The organism is Micromonospora sp. NPDC005173, assembly GCF_040608515.1.
Taxonomy (GTDB): Bacteria; Actinomycetota; Actinomycetes; order Mycobacteriales; family Micromonosporaceae; genus Micromonospora.
In genome coordinates this window covers 81163-103877 of record NZ_JBEXIK010000008.1, presented here as the reverse complement: position 1 = coordinate 103877, position 22715 = coordinate 81163, and the positions used below count along the sequence as shown (strand labels likewise).

Annotated in this window: 23 protein-coding genes; 7 read left to right on the top strand and 16 right to left on the bottom strand. The window is 73.2% G+C overall.

All coding sequences use genetic code 11. The features are described from left to right. Positions 1-53: 53 nt before the first annotated feature. Positions 54-1655 (bottom strand): glycosyltransferase 87 family protein, encoded by a 1602-nt coding sequence (locus tag ABZV00_RS12515; protein ID WP_355604960.1) that lies wholly within the window; start codon positions 1653-1655, stop codon positions 54-56. A gap of 107 nt (positions 1656-1762) precedes the next feature. On the opposite strand from ABZV00_RS12515, the gene ABZV00_RS12510 reads away from it, so the two are divergent. The 3 genes from ABZV00_RS12510 (at position 1763) to ABZV00_RS12500 (ending at position 4113) form a co-directional block, all read left to right on the top strand. Then, a complete protein-coding gene (locus tag ABZV00_RS12510; RefSeq protein WP_355604958.1) occupies positions 1763-2431 on the top strand; it encodes a methyltransferase domain-containing protein in 669 nt (222 codons plus the stop codon). Positions 2432-2563: 132 nt separating this feature from the next. Further along, the gene (locus ABZV00_RS12505; RefSeq protein ID WP_355604955.1) at positions 2564-3433 is read left to right on the top strand and encodes a DUF4397 domain-containing protein; all 870 of its coding nucleotides are present in this window, start codon (positions 2564-2566) and stop codon (positions 3431-3433) included. After that, complete coding sequence (locus ABZV00_RS12500) at positions 3403-4113, top strand: class F sortase (RefSeq protein WP_355604952.1); 711 nt, start codon at positions 3403-3405, stop codon at positions 4111-4113. The genes ABZV00_RS12505 and ABZV00_RS12500 overlap by 31 nt, the downstream gene beginning before the upstream one ends. A gap of 32 nt (positions 4114-4145) precedes the next feature. Here the strand turns inward: ABZV00_RS12500 and ABZV00_RS12495 are convergent, their stop codons facing one another. The 5 genes from ABZV00_RS12495 to ABZV00_RS12475 form a co-directional block, all read right to left on the bottom strand. Then, complete coding sequence (locus ABZV00_RS12495) at positions 4146-4496, bottom strand: DUF2203 domain-containing protein (protein WP_355604949.1); 351 nt, start codon at positions 4494-4496, stop codon at positions 4146-4148. Between the two features lie 56 nt (positions 4497-4552). Next, positions 4553-5371: a pyrroline-5-carboxylate reductase gene (proC, locus tag ABZV00_RS12490; RefSeq protein WP_355604946.1), complete on the bottom strand. Its 819-nt coding sequence runs from the start codon at positions 5369-5371 to the stop codon at positions 4553-4555. Between the two features lie 71 nt (positions 5372-5442). Continuing rightward, positions 5443-6471 carry a 6-phosphofructokinase gene (locus tag ABZV00_RS12485; protein WP_328426802.1) on the bottom strand — a complete coding sequence of 343 codons (1029 nt, stop codon included), beginning with the start codon at positions 6469-6471 and terminating at the stop codon, positions 5443-5445. Between the two features lie 172 nt (positions 6472-6643). After that, positions 6644-7147, bottom strand: coding sequence for a pyridoxamine 5'-phosphate oxidase family protein (locus ABZV00_RS12480; RefSeq protein ID WP_355604943.1), 504 nt, complete (start codon positions 7145-7147; stop codon positions 6644-6646). Positions 7148-7235: 88 nt separating this feature from the next. Next, entirely contained in the window at positions 7236-7733 is a 498-nt protein-coding gene (locus ABZV00_RS12475) for a polyadenylate-specific 3'-exoribonuclease AS (RefSeq protein ID WP_328426804.1), read from the bottom strand. A gap of 294 nt (positions 7734-8027) precedes the next feature. Here ABZV00_RS12475 and ABZV00_RS12470 point away from each other — a divergent pair, with 294 nt between their 5' ends. Further along, positions 8028-8720, top strand: a complete 693-nt coding sequence (locus tag ABZV00_RS12470) for a Crp/Fnr family transcriptional regulator (RefSeq protein WP_030337710.1) — start codon at positions 8028-8030, stop codon at positions 8718-8720. A 92-nt stretch (positions 8721-8812) separates the two neighbouring features. On the opposite strand, the gene ABZV00_RS12465 is transcribed toward ABZV00_RS12470, so the two are convergent. Beyond that, the gene (locus ABZV00_RS12465) at positions 8813-9010 is read right to left on the bottom strand and encodes a hypothetical protein (protein ID WP_328418927.1); all 198 of its coding nucleotides are present in this window, start codon (positions 9008-9010) and stop codon (positions 8813-8815) included. A gap of 161 nt (positions 9011-9171) precedes the next feature. Between ABZV00_RS12465 and ABZV00_RS12460 the strand changes: the two genes are divergently transcribed. Continuing rightward, positions 9172-12696, top strand: a complete 3525-nt coding sequence (locus ABZV00_RS12460; RefSeq protein WP_355604941.1) for an adenylate/guanylate cyclase domain-containing protein — start codon at positions 9172-9174, stop codon at positions 12694-12696. A gap of 7 nt (positions 12697-12703) precedes the next feature. Here ABZV00_RS12460 and ABZV00_RS12455 read toward each other — a convergent pair whose 3' ends face one another. The 3 genes from ABZV00_RS12455 to ABZV00_RS12445 form a co-directional block, all read right to left on the bottom strand. Further along, complete coding sequence (locus ABZV00_RS12455) at positions 12704-13396, bottom strand: lysophospholipid acyltransferase family protein (protein WP_355604938.1); 693 nt, start codon at positions 13394-13396, stop codon at positions 12704-12706. A 136-nt stretch (positions 13397-13532) separates the two neighbouring features. Further along, on the bottom strand, positions 13533-13979 hold the full coding sequence (locus tag ABZV00_RS12450) for a hypothetical protein (RefSeq protein ID WP_355604936.1): 447 nt from the start codon (positions 13977-13979) through the stop codon (positions 13533-13535). Positions 13980-14032: 53 nt separating this feature from the next. After that, entirely contained in the window at positions 14033-14341 is a 309-nt protein-coding gene (locus tag ABZV00_RS12445) for a hypothetical protein (RefSeq protein WP_328418931.1), read from the bottom strand. Positions 14342-14704: 363 nt separating this feature from the next. On the opposite strand from ABZV00_RS12445, the gene ABZV00_RS12440 reads away from it, so the two are divergent. Together ABZV00_RS12440 and ABZV00_RS12435 are read left to right on the top strand one after the other, a co-directional pair. Then, the gene (locus ABZV00_RS12440) at positions 14705-15550 is read left to right on the top strand and encodes a DUF308 domain-containing protein (RefSeq protein WP_328418932.1); all 846 of its coding nucleotides are present in this window, start codon (positions 14705-14707) and stop codon (positions 15548-15550) included. A 171-nt stretch (positions 15551-15721) separates the two neighbouring features. Next, positions 15722-17215, top strand: a complete 1494-nt coding sequence (locus tag ABZV00_RS12435) for a trehalose-6-phosphate synthase (RefSeq protein ID WP_355604932.1) — start codon at positions 15722-15724, stop codon at positions 17213-17215. A gap of 31 nt (positions 17216-17246) precedes the next feature. Here ABZV00_RS12435 and ABZV00_RS12430 read toward each other — a convergent pair whose 3' ends face one another. The 6 genes from ABZV00_RS12430 to ABZV00_RS12405 all read right to left on the bottom strand — a co-directional run bounded on the left by ABZV00_RS12430 (position 17247) and on the right by ABZV00_RS12405 (position 22565). Further along, positions 17247-18059, bottom strand: coding sequence for an alpha/beta fold hydrolase (locus ABZV00_RS12430; protein ID WP_355604929.1), 813 nt, complete (start codon positions 18057-18059; stop codon positions 17247-17249). Positions 18060-18111: 52 nt separating this feature from the next. Further along, the gene (locus tag ABZV00_RS12425) at positions 18112-19518 is read right to left on the bottom strand and encodes an NAD(P)-binding domain-containing protein (RefSeq protein ID WP_355604926.1); all 1407 of its coding nucleotides are present in this window, start codon (positions 19516-19518) and stop codon (positions 18112-18114) included. Positions 19519-19633: 115 nt separating this feature from the next. After that, positions 19634-20338 carry an endonuclease/exonuclease/phosphatase family protein gene (locus ABZV00_RS12420; RefSeq protein WP_355604923.1) on the bottom strand — a complete coding sequence of 235 codons (705 nt, stop codon included), beginning with the start codon at positions 20336-20338 and terminating at the stop codon, positions 19634-19636. 11 nt (positions 20339-20349) lie between these two features. Further along, on the bottom strand, positions 20350-21297 hold the full coding sequence (locus ABZV00_RS12415; RefSeq protein ID WP_328418936.1) for an ROK family glucokinase: 948 nt from the start codon (positions 21295-21297) through the stop codon (positions 20350-20352). A gap of 76 nt (positions 21298-21373) precedes the next feature. Beyond that, positions 21374-22078 (bottom strand): hypothetical protein, encoded by a 705-nt coding sequence (locus ABZV00_RS12410; protein ID WP_355604920.1) that lies wholly within the window; start codon positions 22076-22078, stop codon positions 21374-21376. Positions 22079-22109: 31 nt separating this feature from the next. Beyond that, the gene (locus ABZV00_RS12405; protein ID WP_328418938.1) at positions 22110-22565 is read right to left on the bottom strand and encodes an SRPBCC family protein; all 456 of its coding nucleotides are present in this window, start codon (positions 22563-22565) and stop codon (positions 22110-22112) included. Between the last annotated feature and the right edge of the window lie 150 nt (positions 22566-22715).

The window sequence follows — 22715 nt, the reverse complement described above, 5'->3', positions numbered from 1 at the left end:
CCGCCGGGCGGGCCGCCGTGCTCGGCGGCCCGCCCCGCCTCGCGCAGCCTCCCCTATCGGGTGGTCGTGCGGAGGGCGGCGGCGAGTTCCTCGTCGTAGTTGGCGATCGGCTGGCCGTCCGAGGCGTACGCGACGAGCCGACCCTGCGCCATGCTCGCCGACCGGAACGAGAACGTCCGGGTCCCCGGGTACGCGTCGAGCAGGGGAATGGCCCGGGGCGCCCCGCCTGGCGCGGAGTAGTACTCCAATCGGGCCACCTGCGGGGAGACCACGCCGTTGACCCGTACCTTGGTCTTCTCGGCGCGGGTGCCGAAGGTGACCGGCGCGTCGGTGCGGTAGGCGGCGCACTCGACCGGGCCCCGACAGACGAAGAAGTACCGCGGGTTGACCACGTCGTCGAGGTTGTACGCCTTGAAGGTCGGGTCCGCTCCCGCGGGCAGGGGTTGGACGGCGAAGAACGCGACAGCCACCGTGGCCGCGATGCCCACCCGCCACCAGGCTCGCCCGGTGGCCGGCCGCCGGTTCGTGCGGGCGGCGGCGACCGCGACGCCCCCGAAGCCGGCCAGGCACAGCAGGCACACCCCGACGGCGCGGGCGTTCTCGAACAGGAACTGCACGCCCGGCCGCGTCGACACCGGGCTGAGGGCCGCACCCAACGAGACGACCATCGTGCCGAGCAGCGCGGCGCCAGCGGCCCGCTGGGTGACGCCGGACGCGCCGATCAACAGCATCGCGGCGAGCACCGGCCACACCTGGTGGTGGGTCCAGGACACCGGGGACGCGGCCACGGTGGCGCAGCCGACGAGCACCGCGCCGTGTGCGGCACGGCCCTGCGCCGTCAACTGCCGGGCCCGCAGCAGCGCCGCCGCGCAGATGACCGCCACCAGGCCGGCCCAGAGCACGGGCAGGGACGCCTCGTCGACCCCGACGCGCAGCAGCATCCCGTGCAGGGACTGGTTGCCCAGCGACGCCAGGTTGCCGATCCGGGAGGTCTGCCGCACGGACTCGGTCCAGTAGGTCCAACTCTCCCGGGGTAGCACGATCGCGGCGAGCCCGGCGCAGGCCACGAACGTCGCCGCCGCACGGCCGGCGTCGCGGTAGCGGCCGGTGGCGAGGAAGTACACCACGAACAGCAGCGGGGTCAGCTTGATCGCCGCGGCCATCCCGACCAGCACCCCGCGCAGTCGGGGTGGGACGACGCCCATCCCGTCGAGCAGGGCCATCAGCACGATGAAGATGCTGACCTGGCCGAAGCGCAGGTTGCTCTGCACCGGCGCGGAGAGCATCAGCACCGCGGCCGCCACCGCCACGACGAGCGGGCGCCGGGACCGTCGGGCGGTCAGCGCGACGCCGACCGTCCCGGCGATGGCGACGACCGCCGCGCACGTCGCGACCAGCCAGATCCCCTGCAGTACGCCCTCGCTGACGGCGGTGATCGGCCCCAGCACGAGCGCGGCGAACGGCGGATAGGTGAACGGGCCGCCGTTCTCCGCCTTGTACCCGTACAGCGGCCGGCCGGAGTGCAGGTCGGACAGCGCCCCGTAGTAGATGTGCAGGTCGGAGAGGCGGTCCTCGCGCCGCAGCACGAGCACGCAGGACAGCAGCGCGACGACCACGAAGGCCGCCCACGCCAGCGCCACCCGGCGATCCCGCATCGACCGAGAATAAGGGACCGCGACGACCGGCGGAGGCCCGCCAGCGCCGCATCTGCCCTCGGGAGAACGGATGCCGCGCGGCGCGTCCCGATCCCTAGCATCGGCTGATGGGAGCGACGAGCACACCCGCGTACGACGCCCACGCGGACTGGTACGAGGACTTCATCTCGGCCGGGGGTGGATATCTCCGGCGGGTGCACACGACGGTGGCGGACCTGCTGGGCGCGGGCGAAGGTCCCTGCCTGGACATCTGCTGCGGCACCGGCGCGCACGCCGCCGTGCCGGCGAGTCTGGGTTGGACACCGGTGGGCGTGGACCTGTCCGGCGGGCAGTTGCGGCACGCCTCCGGGCGGCTGCCGGTGACCCGGGCCGACGCTGTCGCGCTGCCGATCGCCGACGCGTCGCTGCCCGCGGCGATGTGCGTGCTGTCCAGCACGGACGTACCCGACTACCCGGCCGTGCTGCGCGAGGTCGCCCGGGTGCTACGCCCTGGCGGGCGGTTCGTGCATGTGGGCGTGCACCCCTGCTTCGTGGGGGCGTTCGCGGACTGGAGCCAGCGGCCGAGCGTCGTCGTGGACGAGCGGTACGCCGACCGGTCACGCAGCTTCGCCAGTTGGAACACCAGCGGTGTCCGGGTGCGGGTGGGCGCCTGGCACGTGCCACTCGCCGACCTGCTCAACGCAACCGTGGCCGCCGGCCTACGGCTGGTCCGGATCGCCGAGGCTGGCCCGGGTGGCGTCCCGGATCTGCTCGCTTTCCTCGCCGTCAAGGACTGACCGGCCCGTCACGCACTCGGCACGGGTGACAAAAATCCGGCGACATCCCCGGGACAACTTGCGTGATGGTCCCGTACACGGGACTCTGTCCGTGGGTTGCCGCCCGCTCACCGAACGTGCCCCGGAGGCGACATGCACACGCTCCGTACCGTGCCCCGCCGGCTGCTGGCCGGCGCTGGCGCGCTGCTGCTCGGCACCACCCTCGCCGCCGCCGGCACGCCGATGCCGGCCAGCGCCGCGACCGGCGCGGCCACCGTCGGATACGTCCGGCTCGCCCATCTCTCCCCCGACACCCCGGCGGTGGACGTCTACCTGGCCGCCCCCGACGCCGCGAAGCCGCAGGTCTTCCCCGGGGTCGGCTATGGCGTGGTCTCCGACTACCTGGAGCTGGCGCCCGGCCGGTACGCGGTGGCGATGCGCGAGGCCGGCGCCCCCGCCAGCGATCCCCCGGTGCTCACCACCGAGGTCGCGGTGACCAGTGGCGACGCGTTCACGGTGGCCGGCGTCGGTCGGCACGCCGACCTGGGGCTGCGGGTGCTCAACGACGACCTCAGCGCGCCCGCCCAGGGCCGGGCCAAGGTGCGCGTCGTGCAGGCGTCGGTGCGGACTCCGGTACTCGATGTGGCCGCCGCCGACGGTCCGATGATCGCCAACGGCGTCCAGTTCGCCACCACCACCGCCTACCAGCAGGTCGAGCCGGGTAGCTGGCGGCTGAAGCTGACCGGCGCCGGTGGCCCGAGCACCGACACCGAGGTGCAGCTGACCCGAGGCGCGGTCTACTCGCTGCTGGTGCTCGACGCGAAGCAGGGCGGGCTCACCGCCGAGCTGCGCCGCGACGCTGAGGGCGGCACCGTCGTACCGGCCGGTGGCGTGGACACCGGCGCCGGCGGCACCGCCGGGACCGGGCGTGGCGCGTACCCCCTGGTGGCCGGCGGGCTGGCCGCGGCGGCCGTCGCGGTGAGCCTGCTGCTGTGGCGCCGGCGGCGGCGCACGACCTGGTGAGCACCGGGCCCGACCTCGCGATCCGACGGCACCGCGACCGCCGGGTGCCGCTGGCCGCGCTGGTCGCGGCCGGCGCGGCGCTCTGCCTGGCCGCCGGCACCGGGGTCGGGCTCGCCACGACCGCCCCGGCGCTGCCGCCGCCGTCGGCGAGCTGGCAGCCGGGCTGCGCCGACGACTGCCCGTCGCCCGCCGCCGTGCCCGCGCCGCAGGGCCCACCCACCCGGGTACGCGTGCCGCGGATCGGCGTCGACTCGGCGCTCACCGTGCTGGGCCTGGACCGCGCCGGCGCGCTGATCCCGCCGACCGACTTCGAGACCGCCGGCTGGTACGGCGGCGGCCCGGCCCCTGGCGACACCGGCCCGGCCGTGCTCGCCGGCCACCTGGACTCGCGGCGCGGCCCGGCGGTCTTCGCCCGGCTCGGCGAGCTGCGTCCAGGCGACCGGGTGGAGGTGTGGCGTGGCGGGCAGCGACTGTCGTTCCGGGTGACCGGGTCGCTGCGCACGCGCAAGGAGCAGCTCCCCACCGCCGTGGTCTACGGCCCGACGCCCGGCGCGGAGCTACGCCTGGTCACCTGCGGCGGCGACTTCGACCGGCGGCGCGGGCACTACCGGGACAACGTGGTGGTGTTCGCGGTGACCGACGCCGCTGGCCCGGTGCTGCCGGGCTCCGCCGCGGGTTGAGCACTCGGTCGCCGGCCCTGGCCAGAGCGCACTCAGACCGGGCGTCGGCCGGCGAAGCCGCACTCGGCCCGGTGGTACCAGCGCACGTCGGAGTCCCCCTCCAGCCAGCACCAGAGCACGGCGCGGCCGGCCCGCTCGCCGGGGAAGTCGAGCAGCACCGGTGCGATGCCCTTGACCTGGATGCCGTGCTGGTGCAGCTCGTCGACGACGCCGTGCAGCCGGGCCTCCAGCCCCTTCACCTCGGCCAACCCGCCGAGCGCGCTGACGCCGTGGTCGGTGAGGTCGGCGCGCAGCTCGGCCAGGTCGGCCCGGAGCCGGATCAACTCGTCGACACGCGGCTGCAGGGTGGCCACCAGGTGCCGGGCCTGGGCGAGTGTGAACACCGGGCCAGTATGCGGCACCCACCGGGGCGTGCAGGGCCCCGCGACGGGCGACAGTCTCAGTCGGCCTGGACGGCCAGCTCGCGGGCGCGGTCCCGGGCAGCCTCCAGCGCCGCCAGCATGGCCGCCCGGACGCCGTGCTTCTCCAGCTCACGGATGGCGGAGATGGTGGTGCCGGCCGGCGAGGTGACCGCCTCGCGCAGCTTGACCGGGTGCTCGCCGGAGTCGCGCAGCATCACCGCGGAGCCGATCGCGGTCTGCACGATCAGCTCGTGCGCCACCTGCCGGGGCAGCCCGAGCAGGATCCCGGCGTCGATCATGGCCTCGACCAGCAGGTAGAAGTAAGCCGGACCGGAGCCGGAGAGCGCGGTGACCGCGTCCTGCTGCGACTCGGGCACCCGGATCGTCTGGCCGAGGGGCTTGAACATCTCCTCCGCGAGGGCCAGGTGCGTCCCGGTGGCGTACGCGCCCGCCGAGATCGCCGTCATCGCCTCGTCGACCAGTGCCGGCGTGTTGGTCATCACCCGGACCACCGGGGTGCCCTCGGGCAGCCGGCGGTTGAAGAAGCTGGTGGGCAGACCGGCGCAGAGCGAGATGACCAGCTTGTCGGCGGGCACCTTGGGGCCGATCTCGTCCAGCAGCGCGGCGGCGTCCTGCGGCTTGACCGAGACCGCGAGCACCGCCGCCTCGTCCACCGCGGCCAGGTTGTCGACCACTCGGACGCCGTAGCGGGCGGTCAACTCCTCGGCGCGTGCCGGTCGGCGGGCGGTGGCCAACAGCCGGTCGACCGGCCATCCCGAGCGCAGCAACCCGGAGAGCATCAGCTCACCGATCTTGCCCGCGCCGATCACCGCGACCGTGTGCACCCCGGCGGACATCTCGGTCGTACCCCCTCGTGTCGAGTCGCGGCGCGGCGGACCCGCAGGCCCGCCGCGCCGTCGACCGTCGATCAGCTGCCGAAGAAGACCTCAGCCTCGGCGTACCGCTCCAGCGGCACGGTCTTCAGCTCTCGGGTGGCCTCGGCCAGCGGCACCCGGACAATGTCGGTGCTCTGCATCGCGACCATCTTGCCCCAGTCACCCTCGTGCACCGCGTCGATGGCCTGCAGGCCGAGCCGGGTGGCGAGCACCCGGTCGAAGGCGGTTGGGGTGCCACCGCGCTGGATGTGGCCCAGCACCACGGTGCGGGCCTCCTTGCCGGTCTTGGCCTCCAACTGCTCGGCCAGCCACTGGCCGATGCCGCCGAGGCGGACGTGACCGAACGAGTCCAGCTCCTGGTTGGCCAGCACCATCTGGCCGTCCAGCGGCTGGGCGCCCTCGGCGACCACCACGATCGGGGCGTACTGGTGCTGGAAGCGCTTCTCGACGTAGCCGGCCACCTGCTCGACGTCGAACTGCCGCTCCGGCAGCAGGATCACGTTGGCGCCACCGGCCAGGCCTGCGTGCAGGGCGATCCAGCCGGCGTGCCGGCCCATCACCTCGACGACCAGGGTGCGGTGGTGGCTCTCCGCGGTGGTGTGCAGCCGGTCGATGGCCTCCATCGCGATGTTGACCGCGGTGTCGAAGCCGAAGGTGTAGTCGGTGGCGCCCAGGTCGTTGTCGATCGTCTTCGGTACGCCGACCACGTGCACGCCCAGCTCGTAGAGCTTGGTGGCCACGCCGAGGGTGTCCTCGCCGCCGATCGCGATCAGGGCGTCCACGCCCTGCTCCGCGAGGTTGTCCTTGATCCGCTCGACGCCGTTCTCGATCTTGAACGGGTTGGTCCGGGACGAGCCGAGGATGGTGCCACCGCGGGGCAGGATGCCGCGGACGTCGGCGATGTCGAGCGGCCGGGACAGACCCTCTAGCGGGCCCTTCCAGCCGTCCCGGAAGCCTACGAACTCGTGACCGTAAGTGGCGACGCCCTTGCGGACGACCGCCCGGATGACCGCGTTGAGACCTGGGCAGTCGCCGCCGCCGGTGAGCACGCCGATACGCATGATCCGCTCATCCTCCTGGAGCATCAGGTAAAGCCCGATATGCCCCAGGATATGTGTCAGGTCAGACCATCGGCGCCGTTGCCGGCCCGGGGCGGGCCGTCACTGCGCACTGTAGTCGGCCTGCCTGTGCGGTGACAGCGCGCCCCGGGTCGACCGGGCCGCCTCTCGCGGGTCAGAACGTCACCTCGTGGTTCTCGCCGGCCTCCGGCGGCCGGCCCGTGACGGCGGCCCTGGCGAAGCCGAGCAGGTTGACCACGGTGCTGCTGGGCGAGTCCCAGTACTCGGCGGAGCTGGCGTGCACCTTGATCATCGTCAGGCCGGGGGTGTCCAGCCCGTCCGGAAACCAGGCTTTGAGCACCGGGCTCCAGAGCCGGTCCGCGCGGGACCGGTCGAATCCCTCGTTGGCGGTGCCGGAGATGGACACCCAGGCGTTGTGCTTCTGGTCGGTGAAGGCGACGTTGACCTCCGGGTTCACCCGGATCTGGCGGACCTTGGCTGAGTCCGCGGAGGCGAAGAACCACAGGTCGCCGTCGAACTCGGCCTCCTGCAGGCCCATCGGCCGGCTCACCTGCCGCCCGTCCAGGGCGATCGTGGTGAGCATGCAGACCCGCGCGGCCCGGGCCAGCTCGGTGACTCGGGCCCGGGCCTCGGCGGCGCTGGTCGACTCGTTGCTCATGGCACTCTCCCTCGGCTCGACTCGTCGAACCGGTGCCCTGGACAGAACCGGTCAAACCTCCGCCGGTACGGCCGTCGCCGGTCGCCGCTCAGCGGGCCGTCATCGCCCGCCAGCGGGCCAGGTTGTGCCGGGCGTCGACCAGGGCGTCGTGCCGGGCCGCGTCCGCGTCCGGCAGGGTTGGCCGGCCACGGTCGTCCCAGAGCTGCCGCAACTCCTTGGTGAACCGGGGGATCTCCCGGGGCAACGCCGGCATCGCACCCCAGAGCTGGGCGAGCACCACGTGGTCGTACGCGGCGAACCAGGCCCACAGCTCCAGCTGCTCCCCCGGCCGGTCCCGGACCGGTTCGACCAGGAAGTCGTACAGGTCGTCGCGGATGCGCTCCCGCGAGCGCCAGGCCCGGTCGGCCGGCGACGGCAGCTTGTCCAGCACGTTGCGCCGCACCCAGGGCACGGCGCGGGAGTCGTCGAACTCAGTGGAGACCGCATAGAACTCGCGGCCGTACTCGTCGACGACACCGATCGAGACGAGGTCGACGGTCTGGCCGTCCTCGATGAACTCGCAGTCGTAGAAGTAGCGGTAGACCATTCCGGCCATCCTCGCCCACCGCCACGCGGCGCTGACCGGCGGGGCCGGCGGACGGCCGCTGGCCGCGCCGGCGATGACCCGTGCCGCCGGCCTGGATCTGCACCCCAGAAAGCGGTGCGCCGCAGCTCGGGACGGTCACGGAAGTGCTTCGAGGGGTGTACAGCAAGCGACCGGACCGTCATGATCTGATGTGTACCGCTACCGGACGCCGAACCGGTGTCAGTTCACCTTGTCGGGGCCATCAGGTTCGCCCGGTGAGCGAGTTGTGGTCCTTTACCGGGGAGGGGTTGGCCCGTGGAGGTTCGCCTGCCGGAGCCGGGTGACGCGCTCACGGGTGTCGAGATGTTCGCCGGGCTGGAGCCCGAGGTGCGGCAGCGGGTCATCGCCGCCGCCGTCCCGCGCACCTACCGCAAGGGTCAGTTGCTCTTCGTGGAGAACGACCCGGGCGAGTCGTTGATCGTGCTCCGCCGGGGCGCGGTGGCCGTCTTCCGCACCGCACCCACCGGCGAGCGGGCCGTGCTGTCGGTGATCCGTCCACCGGACGTGCTCGGCGAGGTCTCCCTGCTCGACGCCTCCACCCGGTCGGCCTCGGCCGAGGCCATTGAGGACTGTGCGGCGCTCGCGCTGTCCCGGGGGGCGTTCATGGAGCTGGTGCACTCCAACCCGCGCATCCTGGACGCGGTGATGCGCTCGCTGGGCGGGCTGATCCGCCGGCTCACCGAGCAGAACGCCGACCACGTCTTCCTCGACCTGCCCGGTCGGGTGGCCAAGACGCTGGTCCGGCTGGCCGGCGAGAGCCAGGCGCCGATGATCACCATCGAGCTCAACCAGAGCCAGTTGGCCGAGATGGCCGGCGGCTCCCGGCAGAGCGTCAACCAGGCGATCGGGTCGTTCGCCAGTCGTGGTTGGCTGCGCACCGAGGGGCGCCGGATCGTGGTGACCGACGTGGCCGCGCTGCGTCGACGCGCCGGCATGAACGACCGCTGATCCCGCACAACGGGCGACGCACCGAAACGGACACGACGCGGCCGGGCCACCCGTGGGTGACCCGGCCGCGTCGTCGCTTCACCAGCGCTGAGTCAGACCCCGGAGCTGCCGGGACCGGCCCACTTGTCCGGGCCCTTGCCGTCGCCGCCCGCCCCGTGGGACTGCTCGATGACGATGCCCTCGGCCTGCAGGGTGGCGAGGGTGGCGGCGTCGACGTCCACCGACTCACCCGCGGAGTGGCTGACCCCGTTGCCGTCGGTCCAGTCGCTCTCCAACTTGACGTACACCATTGACCTGTCCCCCTGTGCTCGCTGAACGACATGTGGCTGCCTGAATCTAGTCCGTGAATGCCCGGGTGGACTGTCCACAAGCCAACAGGCCGGTACCCGACAGCCGCGTCGGCGGTGATACTTCCACTGACGGGACGCGGTGCGCGTCCGCCTGTTCGTCAGTGGAGGATGTCATCGCCGCGCAGTGTGGGCGCTGTGGACGCACGGCCGCCGACGGCGACCGCTTCTGCGGTGGCTGCGGTGCCGAACTGGGCGCCGTCTGCCCGCACTGTCTGCGTCCGCTCGCCTCGGACGTCACCTTCTGCACCTCGTGCGGGTCGCCCAGGCCGGGCGCGGACCGACCGGCCGCGGTCACCCCGCAGGAGGACCGCCGCCGGGTGAGCGTGCTCTTCGTCGACCTGATCGACTTCACCCCGTACGTCGAACGGGCCGACCCGGAGCAGGTCCGCGGCATGCAGACCGGGTTCTTCTCCGCCGCCCGCCGGGTCGTCGGCCAGTACGGCGGGGTGGTGGAGAAGTACATCGGCGACGCGGTGATGGCGCTCTTCGGCGCACCGATCGCCACCGAGACCGACGCGTTGCGCTGCGTACGGGCCGGGCTGGAGCTGCAACGGGTGCTCACCCGGTTCGCCCCCACCGGCAGCACGGAGCTGCGGTTCCGGGTCGGGGTGGCCACCGGCGAGGCGCTGGTCGACGTGGCCGCCGCCCGCGACGGCGGGCAGGCGATCGTGGCCGGCGACGTGGTCAACACGGCCTCCCGGATGCAGTCGGTCGCGCCACCGGGCGGGGTGCTGGTCTGCGGCAGCACGCACGCGCTGACCAAGGACGCGATCCGCTACGAGGAGCAGCCCCCGGTCACGCTGCGCGGGCGGTCGTCGCCGACCGAGGTGTGGCTCGCCCTGTCCCCGCTGCGCCGCCAGCCCACCGACCGGGAGCCGGACACCACGCCGCTGGTCGACCGGGAACACGAGCTGGGCATGCTGGTCAACGCCCTGCACCGGTCACTGCGCGACAGACTGCCGCAGGTGGTGACCATCTTCGGCCGGGCCGGCATCGGCAAGAGCCGGCTGCTGCGGGAGCTCTACCGGCACACCGGTCGGCTGGTCGACGAGCCGCTGACCTGGCGGACGGGGCGCTGCCCACCGTTCGGGGAGAACGTCACGTTCGCCGCGCTGGCCGACATCGTGAAGTCCGAGGCCGGCATCCTGGACACCGACCCGGCCAGCAGCGCGGCGCAGCGGCTGACCGCGGCGGTCGGCGAGCTGATCGGCCCGGGCGAACGGGGCCGGGTGGTGGACGCGCTGCGACCGCTGGTCGGGCTGCCCGGCACACCGTTGCCGGCCGAGGAGGCGGAGTCGGCGTGGCGGCGCTTCCTGCTGGCGTTGGCCGCCCGCCGCCCCACCGTGCTGGTCTTCGAGGACCTGCACTGGGCCGACGACGCGATGCTGCGCTTCGTGGAGCTGCTCGGCGCGGCGGCCCGCGAGGTGCCGCTGCTGCTGCTCTGCACCGCCCGGCCGGAGCTGGTCGACCGGGACCCGAGCTGGGCCGGCACCATCACCGGCTCGGTGACCATCACCCTGCCGCCGCTGCGCGACACCGGCATCGCCGCGCTGTACGCGCACATGTTCGGCCAGGCGGCGTTCTCCGCCGACATGCTGAGCCCGCTCATCGAGGTGGCCGGAGGCAACCCGCTCTACGCCCACGAGTACGTCCGGATGCTGATCGAGCAGGGCGCGCTGCGCCAGTCCGGACGGGGCTGGTCGCTGGACAAGCAGCTCGAACTGACCATGCCGGAGAGCGTGCACGCGGTGATCGCCAACCGGGTGGACCTGCTGGACGCCAAGGACCGCGCCGTGCTGCTGGCCGCCTCGGTGGTCGGGGTGCAGTTCTGGCCTGGCGCGGTGGCCGCCGCGCTGGGGCAGCCGGTCGAGTCGGTCGAACGCTCGCTGCGTCGGCTGGAGCAGCGCGACTTCGTGCACGAGCAGGCGGCGTCGACGATGGCCGGGCAGGCGGAGTTCCGGTTCCGGCACGTGCTGGTGCGCGACGTCTGCTACCAGCGGCTGCCGCGCACCGAGCGGGTGGCCCGGCACGAGCGGGCCGCGGACTGGCTCGACGCGCTGTCGCACAGCCGCGACACCGACCTGGCCGAGGTGCTCGCCCACCACCGCTGGGCGGCCCACGAGATCGCCCGCTCGCTCGGCATGCAGGTCCGCCGGTACGCCGGGCCGGCGCGGCAGGCGCTGCACCGGGCGGCCCGCCGGGCGTACGCGCTGCACGGGTTGGACGCGGCGGCCAGCCACGCGGGCCGGGCGCTGGGCCTGGCCGACGACAGTGACCCGCTGGGCCGGCTCCAGCTGGAGCTGCTGAGCACCGAGATCTCGTTCTACCGGGACGGCAACGGGTTCCTCTCCGGCGGTGGGCCGGAGCAGGTGCACGCGCTCGCCGACCGGCTGCTGGCGCACGGCGACGACGCGTGCGCCGCCCGAGCGTGGACGCTGCTCGGCCAGGCCGCCTGGCTGCGCGCCGACCGGAGCGACGCGCTGGCCTGCCTGGACCGCGCGGTGCAGCTGTTCGAGCCGCTGCCGGACACCCCACAGAAGGCCGACGCGTACGCCGAGCTGGCCCGGTTGCACATGCTCAACTACGAGCGGGACCCGGCCGTGGCTGCGGCGGACACCGCGGCCGAGATCGCCGAGCGGCTGGGCCTGACCGAGACCCGCACCAACGCCCGGATCACCGCGGCCACCGCCCGCTACCAGTCCGGCGACCGGGTGGGCCTGGACGAGTTGCACGCGATCGTCGAGTTCAGCCGCGCCAACCAACTGCTCGCGCTGCCCCGGGCCACCCAGAACCTCGCCTGGGCGATCAGGGAGGAGGGCGACTGGCTGCGCTCCAACGCCCTGCTCTCGGCCGCGCCGGCCCGCACCGCCAGCGGCCAGACCCTGACCACCAGCTACTCGGCGGAGGCGATGCTCGCCTGGTTCGACGGCGACTTCGGCCGGCTGCTCGCCGCGGCGGAAGCATTCGTGGACACTCCGACCGGCAGCTGGGACATGCAGGTACGGGGGCTGCGTTGCTGCCTGCTGGTGCTGCGCGACGACGAGGACCCGGACGACGTGGCCGCCGCCCTGGACACCGCACGGCGCAGTGGGTTCCACCGCCTGCACTGGACGATGCTGGGCATGGCCGCGCTGTGCCGGGCGCTGCAGGACCGCGCCGACGAGGCGGCGGAGCTGATCGAGGAGTTGGACCGGTCCTGGTCGGCGGTGCCGGCGCTGGCCAGCGGGGAGTGGATCGCCGCTGCCGCGTACGCCGCCGCCCTGGCCGGCCGGACCGCCGCGGTGCGGGTCCGGGCGATGCTCGACCGGGTCGGCCACCGTACCCCGTGGTCGGAGGCGGCGCTTCGGACCGTGACGGCCGCCCTGGCCGCGGCCGACGGCGATCACCGGCGCTCGGCCGAGCTGCACCTGGCCGCCGCCGAGACCTACGGCCGGATCCCGGACGCCAGCGACCGGGTGCTGGCGCTGGCGTTCGCGGCGGCGGAGCTGACCCGGGCCGGCGACCCGGCGGCCGCCCGGGTGCCGCGCGCCGAGGTACGCACCTTCGCGCTGCGCAACGACGCCCCCGGGCTGCTCGCGCTCGCCGGCCGACCGATCAGCCCGACCGGGCCCGCGGTGGCCTGCTGAGGCCGGGTCAGGCGGCGACCGGTGCGGGGACGGGCTGCTTGAGCTTCTGCGCGTAGATGTCGACGTACTCCCGGCCGGAGAGCTCCATCAGCTCGTACATGATCTCGTCGGTGACCGCGCGCTCGACGAACCGGTCACCGGACAGACCGGCGTAGCGGGAGAAGTCCAGCGGGGCACCGAAGCGGATCTTCACCCGGGCGACCTTGGGGATGAGCTTGCCCGGCGGCTGGATCTCGTCGGCGTTGAGCATCACCACCGGCACCACCACCGCGCCGCTCTCCAGCGCGAGCCGGGCCACGCCGGTCTTGCCCCGGTAGAGCCGCCCGTCCGGGGAGCGGGTCCCCTCCGGGTAGATGCCGGCCACTCCCCCGGCCCGCAGCACCTGCAACTGGGTGTCCAGCGCGGCGCGGGCGGCCCGGCCGCCGGAACGGTCGACCGGGATGGTGCCGGTGCCGACGAAGAACATCTTGGTCAGCCAGCCCTTGATCCCCTTGCCGGTGAAGTACTCGGCCTTGGCCACGAAGGTGACCTTCCGCGAGGTGATCAGCGGCGTGAAGATCGAGTCGGAGAAGGAGAGGTGGTTGCTGGCCAGGATCACCGGACCGGTCGCCGGCACGTTGTGCAGGCCCTCCACCTGCGGGCGGAAGATCAGCTTGAGCAGCGGACCGAGGATGACGTACTTCAGCAGCCAGTAGAGCACCGGCGTCCTTTCCCGTGATGTGCCCGCGACAGCGCCAAGCCCGGGAACGCCGCCGTCGCCGACGAGCCTACGAAGCGCGGGCCCTGACCACAACGGACGAAGGTCGGCGCTGACGCACCGGACCGGGGCCGGGCCCTCACCACAGCGCGTTGGCCGCGGTCAGCAGGGTGGCGAGCGCGTAGTCCGGTGTCTGGGCCAGCATCACCGCCCGCCACAGCCGGCTCTGCGGGTTCCACCGGCGCTCCGGCAGGTACCAGACCACCACCATCTTCACAACGTGCACAGCCGCCGTGAAGAGCGGGAAGAAGATCACCCAGTCGCCGATGTCGAACGCCAGGTCCTTCACCCGCTCGCTGGCGAAGACGGATACCGGAATCACGACCACCATGGTGGCGGCGAACGCCACACCGCTCAGGATGAACCAGGCCACCGCCCGGGTCACGTGCCGCAGGCCGAGGTCCTCCACCTCGTCCCCCGGCAGGCCTGCGGCCTCGATCACCTCGGCACGCCGCTCCTCGGGTGTCTCGCCGTCGACGTCGAGCACTCTGGCGACGGGGCCGGCCAGCCAGCGGGTGACCCTCATCGCCAGATCCATCCCGACCCCTCGATGCAAATCCGTGACCGGCGATGGGCCAGCTACTCGCCCTGCTCCCGCTTCCACTGTAGGTAGTGGCGGTACAGCCTCTCTTCCCGCCTTCGCTTGCGCTTGTGCAGCACCCGGGAGGCGATGAGGAGCACGGCACCGCCGCCCAGCATCAGGTAGCCGATGATCCGGTCGTCGGGGACCTTCGGGGCTGTGCTGAACAGCAACCCCAGAAGGGTCGAGCCCAGGCCCAGATAGAGCGTGATCCCGGGTGGCGTCTGCCGGTATTCGAGGTGATGACGGTCCGCGAAGGTCTGGAGCTGCGGCGGGACGTCCAGTTCCTCGTAGTCACCACCAGCCACGTGTACCTCTCCAGTCGCTGAATGGGCACCGCCCGTCTGGATCCGGGGGGTTCCAGACGGTACGCCATGGAATCGCGGCACAGCCGCCACGGCGCCCGTACGCTCGGCGACGCCGACGGGTCGACTCCTGCCGGCGAGGTGCTGGACAGCTCCATCGGGTAAACCCCTGTTAGCACTTGTTGAGCAAGAACGGACAAAGAGCCCTGCCGCGACCTGCAGCACCGGCTCTGACTTTGGAAGACGCGACACAACGCACTCCCGGAACCGGCCCCGGACGTGTCACGATTCAGAGCACGGCGTGCGGACGGACGTCGAGGGGGCTGGGGCGGCCGCGCCGAAGGCGCGTTGAGGGAGGATGTCCGGGTGTCAGCGGGTGGGGCCCGCCGGGGACGGCGGGACAACGGGCTCGACGCGAGTGAGTACGCCGTCGTGGGCGACGTCGATCCGCGCGTCGGTGAGCACCTGCTCGACGTGCTGGCCGCCGGTGGGATCGCCGCCTACCTGCAACCCTCCGCCGACCTCAACCCGGTCACCCGCACCACCACCGTGCCGGCCCGCCCGGTCGACCGGCTCTACGTCGACCGCTCGCACCTGACCACCGCACGCGACTACCTCACCCAGCTCTCCGACGAGACCGCCCCCGAGCAGCCGCCGGCCCGCGACGAGCCGGACATCGACGCCGAGTGGACCCGGATCGTGGCCGGCTTCCACAGCACCGCCACGGTCGGCGAGCGCCCGTGGCCAGCCGCGGAGGACGTGGAGGAGCGGGACGAGCCCGCCGCCGGTCCGCTGGCCCGTTCCGGCACCGACGAGGCCGGCCCGACCGCGACCGACGTCCGCCGGCTGCCGTCCGCCACCGACATCTCCGGGATCTCGATCGGGCGTGGCACCCGCCCGGACGAGCCGTCGCTGCTGGACGGGCTGGACACCTTCGGTGCCGACCTGCCCGACGACGAGGACGAGGACGAGGGTTACCACCCGCCCCCGCCGCCGCCGCTGCCCCGGTTCTCCAAGTACGCGGTGGTCGGCGTGCTCGCGGTGGTCGTCGGGTTCGTGCTCTTCCTCTTCCCGTCGCTGCTCCCGGTGGACCGCTCGGCGGTCACGCTGTTCGGGTTCACCGGCATCCTGGCCGGTTTCGTCACCCTGATCTGGCGGCTGCGCCCCGGTGACGAGGACGACGACGACCCGGACAACGGCGCGGTCGTCTGACTCCGGCGGGCCACCGCCGACCGCATCCCGGGACGACGACGCCCCGCCCCGGGCGTAACAGTGGTGTAACTTACTGTCAGTAGGAATACCGCTGTACGTCACTTCCCCCGCTGACTGACCGGTTTTTCCTTGCTCGCGGCGGTCAGCCCTCTGCTGATCGGAATGCCCGAGATGCGACAGAGTTCCCTCGTGGTGGTGGCCAACCGCCTCCCCATCGACGACAGCGTGGCGCCCGACGGGGCCTGCGAATGGCGGCGCAGCCCGGGAGGGCTGGTCAGCGCGCTGCACCCCCTGCTACGGCACACACCGGCGACGTGGGTCGGCTGGGCCGGCGGCACCGGGCCGGCCCCCGCACTACCGGACGTGGACGGCGTCCGGATGCACAGCGTCGCGCTCAGCCACGAGGACCTGCGCGACCACTACGAGGGGTTCGCCAACGCCACCCTCTGGCCGCTCTACCACGACGCCGTCGAGCAGCCACAGCACCACCGCCGCTGGTGGGAGGCGTACCAGCGGGTCAACCAGCGCTTCGCCGAGGCCACCGCCGGGGTGGCCGAGCAGGGCGCGGTGGTCTGGGTGCAGGACTACCACCTGCAACTGGTCCCCGGCGCGCTCCGCGCGCTCCGACCGGACCTGCGCATCGGGTTCTTCCTGCACGTGCCGTTCCCGCCGCCGGAGTTGTTCATGCAGCTGCCCCGCCGGGCCGAGCTGCTGCGCGGCATGCTCGGCGCCGACCTGGTCGGCTTCCAGCGCGCCCAGGCGGCGCACAACTTCGCCCAGCTGGTCACGAAGGTGCTGGAGCTGCCGGCCACCGACCGGCGGATCGGAGTCGACGACCGGGTGGTGCGCATCGGCGCGTTCCCGGTCTCGATCGACACCGCCGAGATGGCCGCGCTCGCCGCCCGCCCCGACGTGGCCGCCCGTGCCCGCCGGCTGCGCCAGGACCTCGGCGACCCCCGGCAGGTCATCCTCAGCGTGGACCGGATGGACTACACCAAGGGCATCGAGCAGCGACTCAAGGCATACAGCGAGCTGCTCGCCAGCGGCGACGTCAAGGTCCGCGACACGGTGCTGGTGCAGGTCGCCATGCCGAGCCGGGAACGCGTCGGCCAGTACCAGATCCTGCGCGAACGGATCGAGCGCGAGGTGGGCCGGATCAACGGCGAGTTCGGTCGGGTCGGCGAGCCGGCCATCCACTACCTCACCCAGCCCTTCGACCGGGCCGAGCTGGCCGCGCTCTACCGGGTCGCCGACGTGATGGCGGTGACCCCGCTGCGCGACGGGATGAACCTGGTCGCCAAGGAGTACGTCGCCGCCCGGGTGGACGACTCCGGCGCGCTGCTGCTCAGCGAGTTCGCCGGCACCGCCGCCGAGCTGCCCCAGGCGTACCTGGTCAACCCACACGACCTGGAAGGGCTCAAGCAGGGACTGTGCGCGGCACTGCGGGCCAGCCCGGCCGACGTCACGGAACGGATGCGCGCCATGCGCGCCTACCTGCACCAGCACGACATCCGGGCCTGGGCCCGCTCCTACCTCAGCGCACTGGACGAAAAAGGTGCCGTGGTCGGCCGCCTGACCAGCACCGACGGCAACCCGGCCGAGGCCGCCCGGGTGCCGCTGCCGACGAGCCGGGTCACCCCGGCCACGCACCACGCCGGCGGCTGACCGGCGCGCGCCTGCCCAGCCGTCGGGTCGCTCAGTGCGCCGCGGGCTCCTTCTCCAACCAGTCCAGGATCGCGTCGATCGGCTCCGCCCAGCGCGCGTCCAGCATCAGGTCATGCCCCATCCCCGGGAAGAGCAACGGGGCCGACCCGTGGCGCCTTGCCACCCCGGTCAACGCCGACGTCGGCACCACCCGGTCATCCGGGCTGCCCAACACCAGCACCGGTGGCGCACCCACGGCCGGCTCGGCGTCCGGCGCACCCAGCAGCGCCCACTGCGCCCGCCGCCCGGCCCGACCGAGCCGGGCGACGTGCCGCCGGGCCTCCTCGTCGGGGAGCTCGCGGCTGAACAACTGGCCGCGGCTGAGCCGCAGCGGGCCGCCGAACACCGCCGGCAGCGTGCCGGCCGGATTGCGGCGCAGTGCAGCGCCCAGCAATCCCCAGCCGCCGAAGACCGGCGCCACCAGCACCGCGCCCCGCGCCGGGTAGCGGGCCAACGCGTGCGCCACCACCAGCGCCCCGGCGCCGTGCCCCACCAGCACCGCCTGGCGCGGCAGGCCCGCGGCCACCTGGACCACATCATGGGCGTACGCGCGCAGCGTCGCCTCCGGCGCCGGCTCGCTGCCGCCGTGCCCGCGCAGGCTCATCGCGTACGCCGGGAACCCCCGCGACGCCGCGTGCCCCAGCCAGTGCTCGGCGAACGCCCACGCGCCGTGCCCGAACCCGGGGACGAAGAGCAGCGGCGGGCGCCCCTCCTCCAGCTCGGGAGTAGCGCTGAGCACCTCGCGCCGGGCCGGCCGAACCGGACGGGACCACTCCCGGCCCCGCATGATCCGCAGCTCACTCATCGGGCCGACCTTTCGTTCGCGACTGCGGGGCTCGCAAGCTCACTCCTCGCGCTCATTTGCCCTCCAGGTCGTGGAGGGCGCGCTCGACGGCGCGCAGGTAGTCGGCGTGACCAACCTCGAACCAGTGCCGGCTGCTCTCCTTGACCTGGCCGGAGTAGCGCTCCCCGGCCCGGTCGCGCACCCGCTGCGCGAACGCCGCGGCCCGCTCCGGGCGGTCCCGGCGGGCCTGGAGCAGCCGGGCGAAGAGCACCGTCTGCCAGTGCGACAGGGTGAACATCCCGGAGTCCGGTTGGACCAGGCCAGCAACCGCCAGCGTCGGATGCCCGGGGGTGAACGCGTTGAGCCACAGCGTCGGCCGGCCGGCGCCGGCGCTGTCGCCGAACACCGACGCGTCGAGGAACTCGAAGCGCGGCAGGTAGCCGGTGGCGAAGATGACCAGCTCAGGGTCGATCTCACGGCCGTCGGCCAGCTCCACGGCGTACGGGTGGAACCGTGCGACGTCGGGCACCGGGCCGATCGCGCCGTGGCCCACGTAGTAGACGAGCTGGCTGTTCGCGATCGGGTGCGTCTCGTACACCCGGTGGTCGGGCTTGGGCAGGCCGAAGCGGGTCAGGTCGCCGACGGTCAGCCGCAGCGTCCAGTGGTAGAGCCACTGGCGCACCCGCAGCGGCACCCGCAGCGCCAGCAGGGTGTCGTTGACCTGGTCGGCGGGGCGGCCGAGCACGTACTTCGGCGCGTACCAGTAGCCGCGCCGGGTGGAGTGCCAGCAGCGCGACGCCTGCTGGGCGGCCTCGACGGCGATGTCGCAGCCGGTGTTGCCGGCGCCGACCACCAGCACCCGCTTGCCGCGCAGCTGCGCCGGGTCCTTGTAGGACGAGGCGTGCATGATCTCGCCCCGGAACTGCTCCAGCCCCTCGTAGCGGGGCAGCTTGGGTGACCAGTTGTGGCCGTTGGCGATCACCACGGCGGCGTACTGGGAGGTGCGCTCCGGCCCGTACCCGCCGGTGGAGCGGGTGGTCACGTTCCAGCGGTCCCCCGCAGCCGGCTCGACCCGGATCACCTCGGTGCCGAACCAGATGTGCGAGCGCAGGTCGAAGTGGTCGGCATACCGCTCGAAGTACGAGAGCAGCTCACTGTGGTGCGGGTAGTCCGGCCAGGAGTCCGGCATCGGGAAGTCGGGGAACTGGGTGAACGGCTTCGACGACAGCAGGTGGGTGCTGGCGTACACCGGGCTGCGGTCGTGCCGCCAGTTCCAGGCGCCGCCGATGCCGGTCTCGCGCTCGTAGCAGTCCACGCCGAACCCGTGCTCGCGCAGATTCTTGATGGCGGTCAGGCCGCTGGCCCCGGCGCCGATGACGCAGACCGTGTCGCCCCGGTCGGAGACCGGGCGATCGTCGCGGCTCAGCGCGGACGGGGTCGCCTCCGGGTCGAGCCGGCCATGGTCGGTGGAGGTGGACACCGGGACATCTCCTTTTGTGCGGCACACGTGCCGGTCGCCGCGAAATCCTCTCCACAACGGAGCCGGATGTCCAGCCCCGGCGCGGGCCGGATCGACGGGTCGGGCCGGTGCGGGGTCAGTCGGTGGTGGGCAACAGCAGGTCGACCAGGACCGGGAAGTGGTCGCTGGCCCGCCGGGTCTGGGGGGTGTCCACCACGTCGTAGTCGACCACGGTGATCCGCGGGTCGACGAAGAGCGCGTCGATGCGGCGGCGCGGGTCGGCGCAGGAGTAGGTGAGCCGGTCCGCCTGGTCGGCCGCCACCGCGGCGTCGGTCAGCCCGCTCGCCACGGTGGCCCAGGCCGGCCCGTCCGGGCCCTCGTTGAGGTCGGCTCCGGCCACCACCGGGCCGCTCGCCGCATCCAGCCCACGCTTGAACTCGGCGGCCTGCCCGGGACGCTCGGCCGGGTCGGTGGACAGGTGCGAGCCGGCGAGGGTGAACCGGGCGTCGCCGACCCGGCAGTCGGCGTACGCGGCGCCGCGCAGGTGCCGGCCCGGGGTGAGCGGGAAGCGCTGGCAACGGGTGCCCCGCACCTGGACCCGCAGGCTCGTCAGCACCAGGTTGCCCAGCGCGGGCAGCCCGCCGGCGGCCACCACCAGGCCGAAGGACTCGGCCAGCGTGGCGGACTTCTGCCGCCACCGGAACCGGCGCGGCCCTTCCTGCACGATCACCACGTCCGGTGTCGCGGCCCGGACCACCGCCGCCAGCGCGGCGGTGTCGTCGCGCTGGCTGTGGATGTTGTACGACACCACGCGCAGCGGTACGCCGGCACCCTGGCCCATCCCGACCCGCCTCAGATCCGTCGGGCCAGGTCGGCGGCGCCGATCACCCCGGCGCTGTTGCCCAACTCAGCCGGGAGCACGTCGGCCACCGGCAGCCGTCCCCGCTGGGAGAGCGCGTCGAGGTACGAGCGGCGCGTCGGGCCGAGCAGCAGGTCACCGGCGTCGATCACGCCACCCCCGACCACCAGGGTCTGCGGGTCGAGGATCTGCGCCATGTCGGCGAGGCTGGTGCCCAGCCACCGGCCGATCTGCGCGAACGCCTCGGCGGAGACCGGGTCACCGCCCTGCGCGGCGGTGGTCACCATCGGGCCGGTGATCGCCTCGGCCTCCCCGCCGGCCAGCTCCAGCAGCGCGGTGGCCCGGTGCGGTTCCTGCCGGGCGCCGGCCCGGGCGAAGCGGACGAGAGCGCTGCCGCTGGCGTACTGCTCGATGCAGCCCAGCCGACCGCAGCCGCACTGGTGTCCGTCCGGCACGGCCAGCATGTGGCCCAGCTCCGCGGCGACGCCGTGCGCGCCGCGCATCAGCTCGCCGCCGAGCACGATGCCGCCACCGACGCCGGTGCCGATGGTGAACATGATCATCGAGTCGTCGGCGGCCCGGGCAGCGCCGTACCGGAACTCGGCCCAGGCGGCCACGTTGGCGTCGTTCTCCACGATCACCGGCAGGCCGACCGCCGCGCTGACGTACTCGCGCAGCGGCTCGTCCCGCCAGGCCAGGTTGGGGGCGAAGAGCACCGTCGAGCGGGTGGCGTCGATCCAGCCGGCCGCGCCGATGCCGACCGCCTCGATCGTCCGCCCGGCAGCCAGCTCGCCGACCAGCTCGATGATGACGTCACGGGTCTTGCCGACGTCATCGGCGGGAGTGTCCCGTCGGGTCTGCACGAGGACCTCGCCGGTGTCGTCCACGACACCGCCGGCCACCTTCGTGCCACCGACGTCGACTCCGATGGTCAGCGTCACCGCTGCCGCTCCCCTCTGCTGTGCTGTCCGGCCCGCGCACCGACGGCACGCCGGTCCGGGTCGTAGGTTCCCGCGCTCAGGCGCGGTCGCCCGGCTCGTGTGCGTCGGTGTCGTCGGGCACCCGCGAGGCGGGCACCACGGGTCGATTGGTCGGTGCCGGTGCGGACACCGGCCCGGCCTCGTCGACGGGTGGTGCGGCGGCCGGGGCGGATGGGTCCGCCGTCCGGGTGGCGGCCGACCAGACATCCCGCTCCGGCGCCGGCTGAGAATCATGCCCGGTGCGGGTGGCATCGCGCCACACGTGATCGTCGTCGGCTCCGGCGGAACGGTCGGCCGGGGCGGGCTCCGGGACCTCGGTGCCGGTGCTCGGGCCGGCGGTCGGGTCGGGCGCCGGCCGGGGTGGGGCGGGTGGCGCCGGTGGGCTGGCGGCGGGCGGCTCGGCCGGGGCGAACGCGCGCAGCAGACTGGCGACGCCCGCCGCGAGGTCACCGGCGCCGGTGGCCAGCCGTTCGGCGAATTCCGGACTCGGGTCACGCAATGCGGCGATGCCCCGACAGACCGGGCAGATGCAGCATTCAGCCGTGCCGGTGGCGAAACCGCCGCCGGCACCGGACCGACCGTCCGGGGCGGCACTGTGACCGAGGACACCGGCCACCATCCCGCCCAGCGGGCCCCACGCGCCGCCCGCCGACCCGGCCGAGGCCAGCCGCGCCCCCGCGAGCAGGGTGGCGACCAGCCGCTCCGCCTCTTCCCGGGCAGAACCCGGATCCGTTCCGCCCATGGTCGGCTCCTCTACCGTGCCGCCGGACGCGTCAGTGCGCCGCACCGGGTGCTTCTACCCGGCGCTTGAGCTGCTTCAACGCGGTGTCCATGATCATCTTCTCGGCTTTGCGCCGAAACATGCCGAGCATTCCCACGGACAGCTCGACCTCCAGGGTGTAGGTCACCGTGGTGCCGCCGTCCGCGTTACCCACCAGGTCGTACGAACCGCGCTGGCTCTTCTGCATCTTCGAGGGGGCGACCAGGTGCCACTCGATCCGGGACAGGTCCTCGGCGTATTCGTAGGCGAGCACGTACTCGTCGGCCATCACGCTAGCGTCGATGGTGAACCGCACCTGGCTGGCGTAGCCGTCCTCGTACTCCTCGATGACCTCAGCGTGGCGCACCGCCTCGGTCCACTCCGGGTACCGGGCGAAGTCGCAGATGACCGCCGCCACCCGGTCCGGTGCGGCGCCGATGATGATCGACTGGGTGGAGGAGTCCGCCATGGGGGGAGGCTACCCGGCGGGCATCGCGCACGCGCCGCGCCGCCCCCGCCGCGCGCCGGACCACCGCGCCACGACCGTACTGGGCAGCCTGCCTACTACACCCGCCCCGGCGGCCGGGTAGGTTTCGACAAAGCCGACGCCCACGGTGGC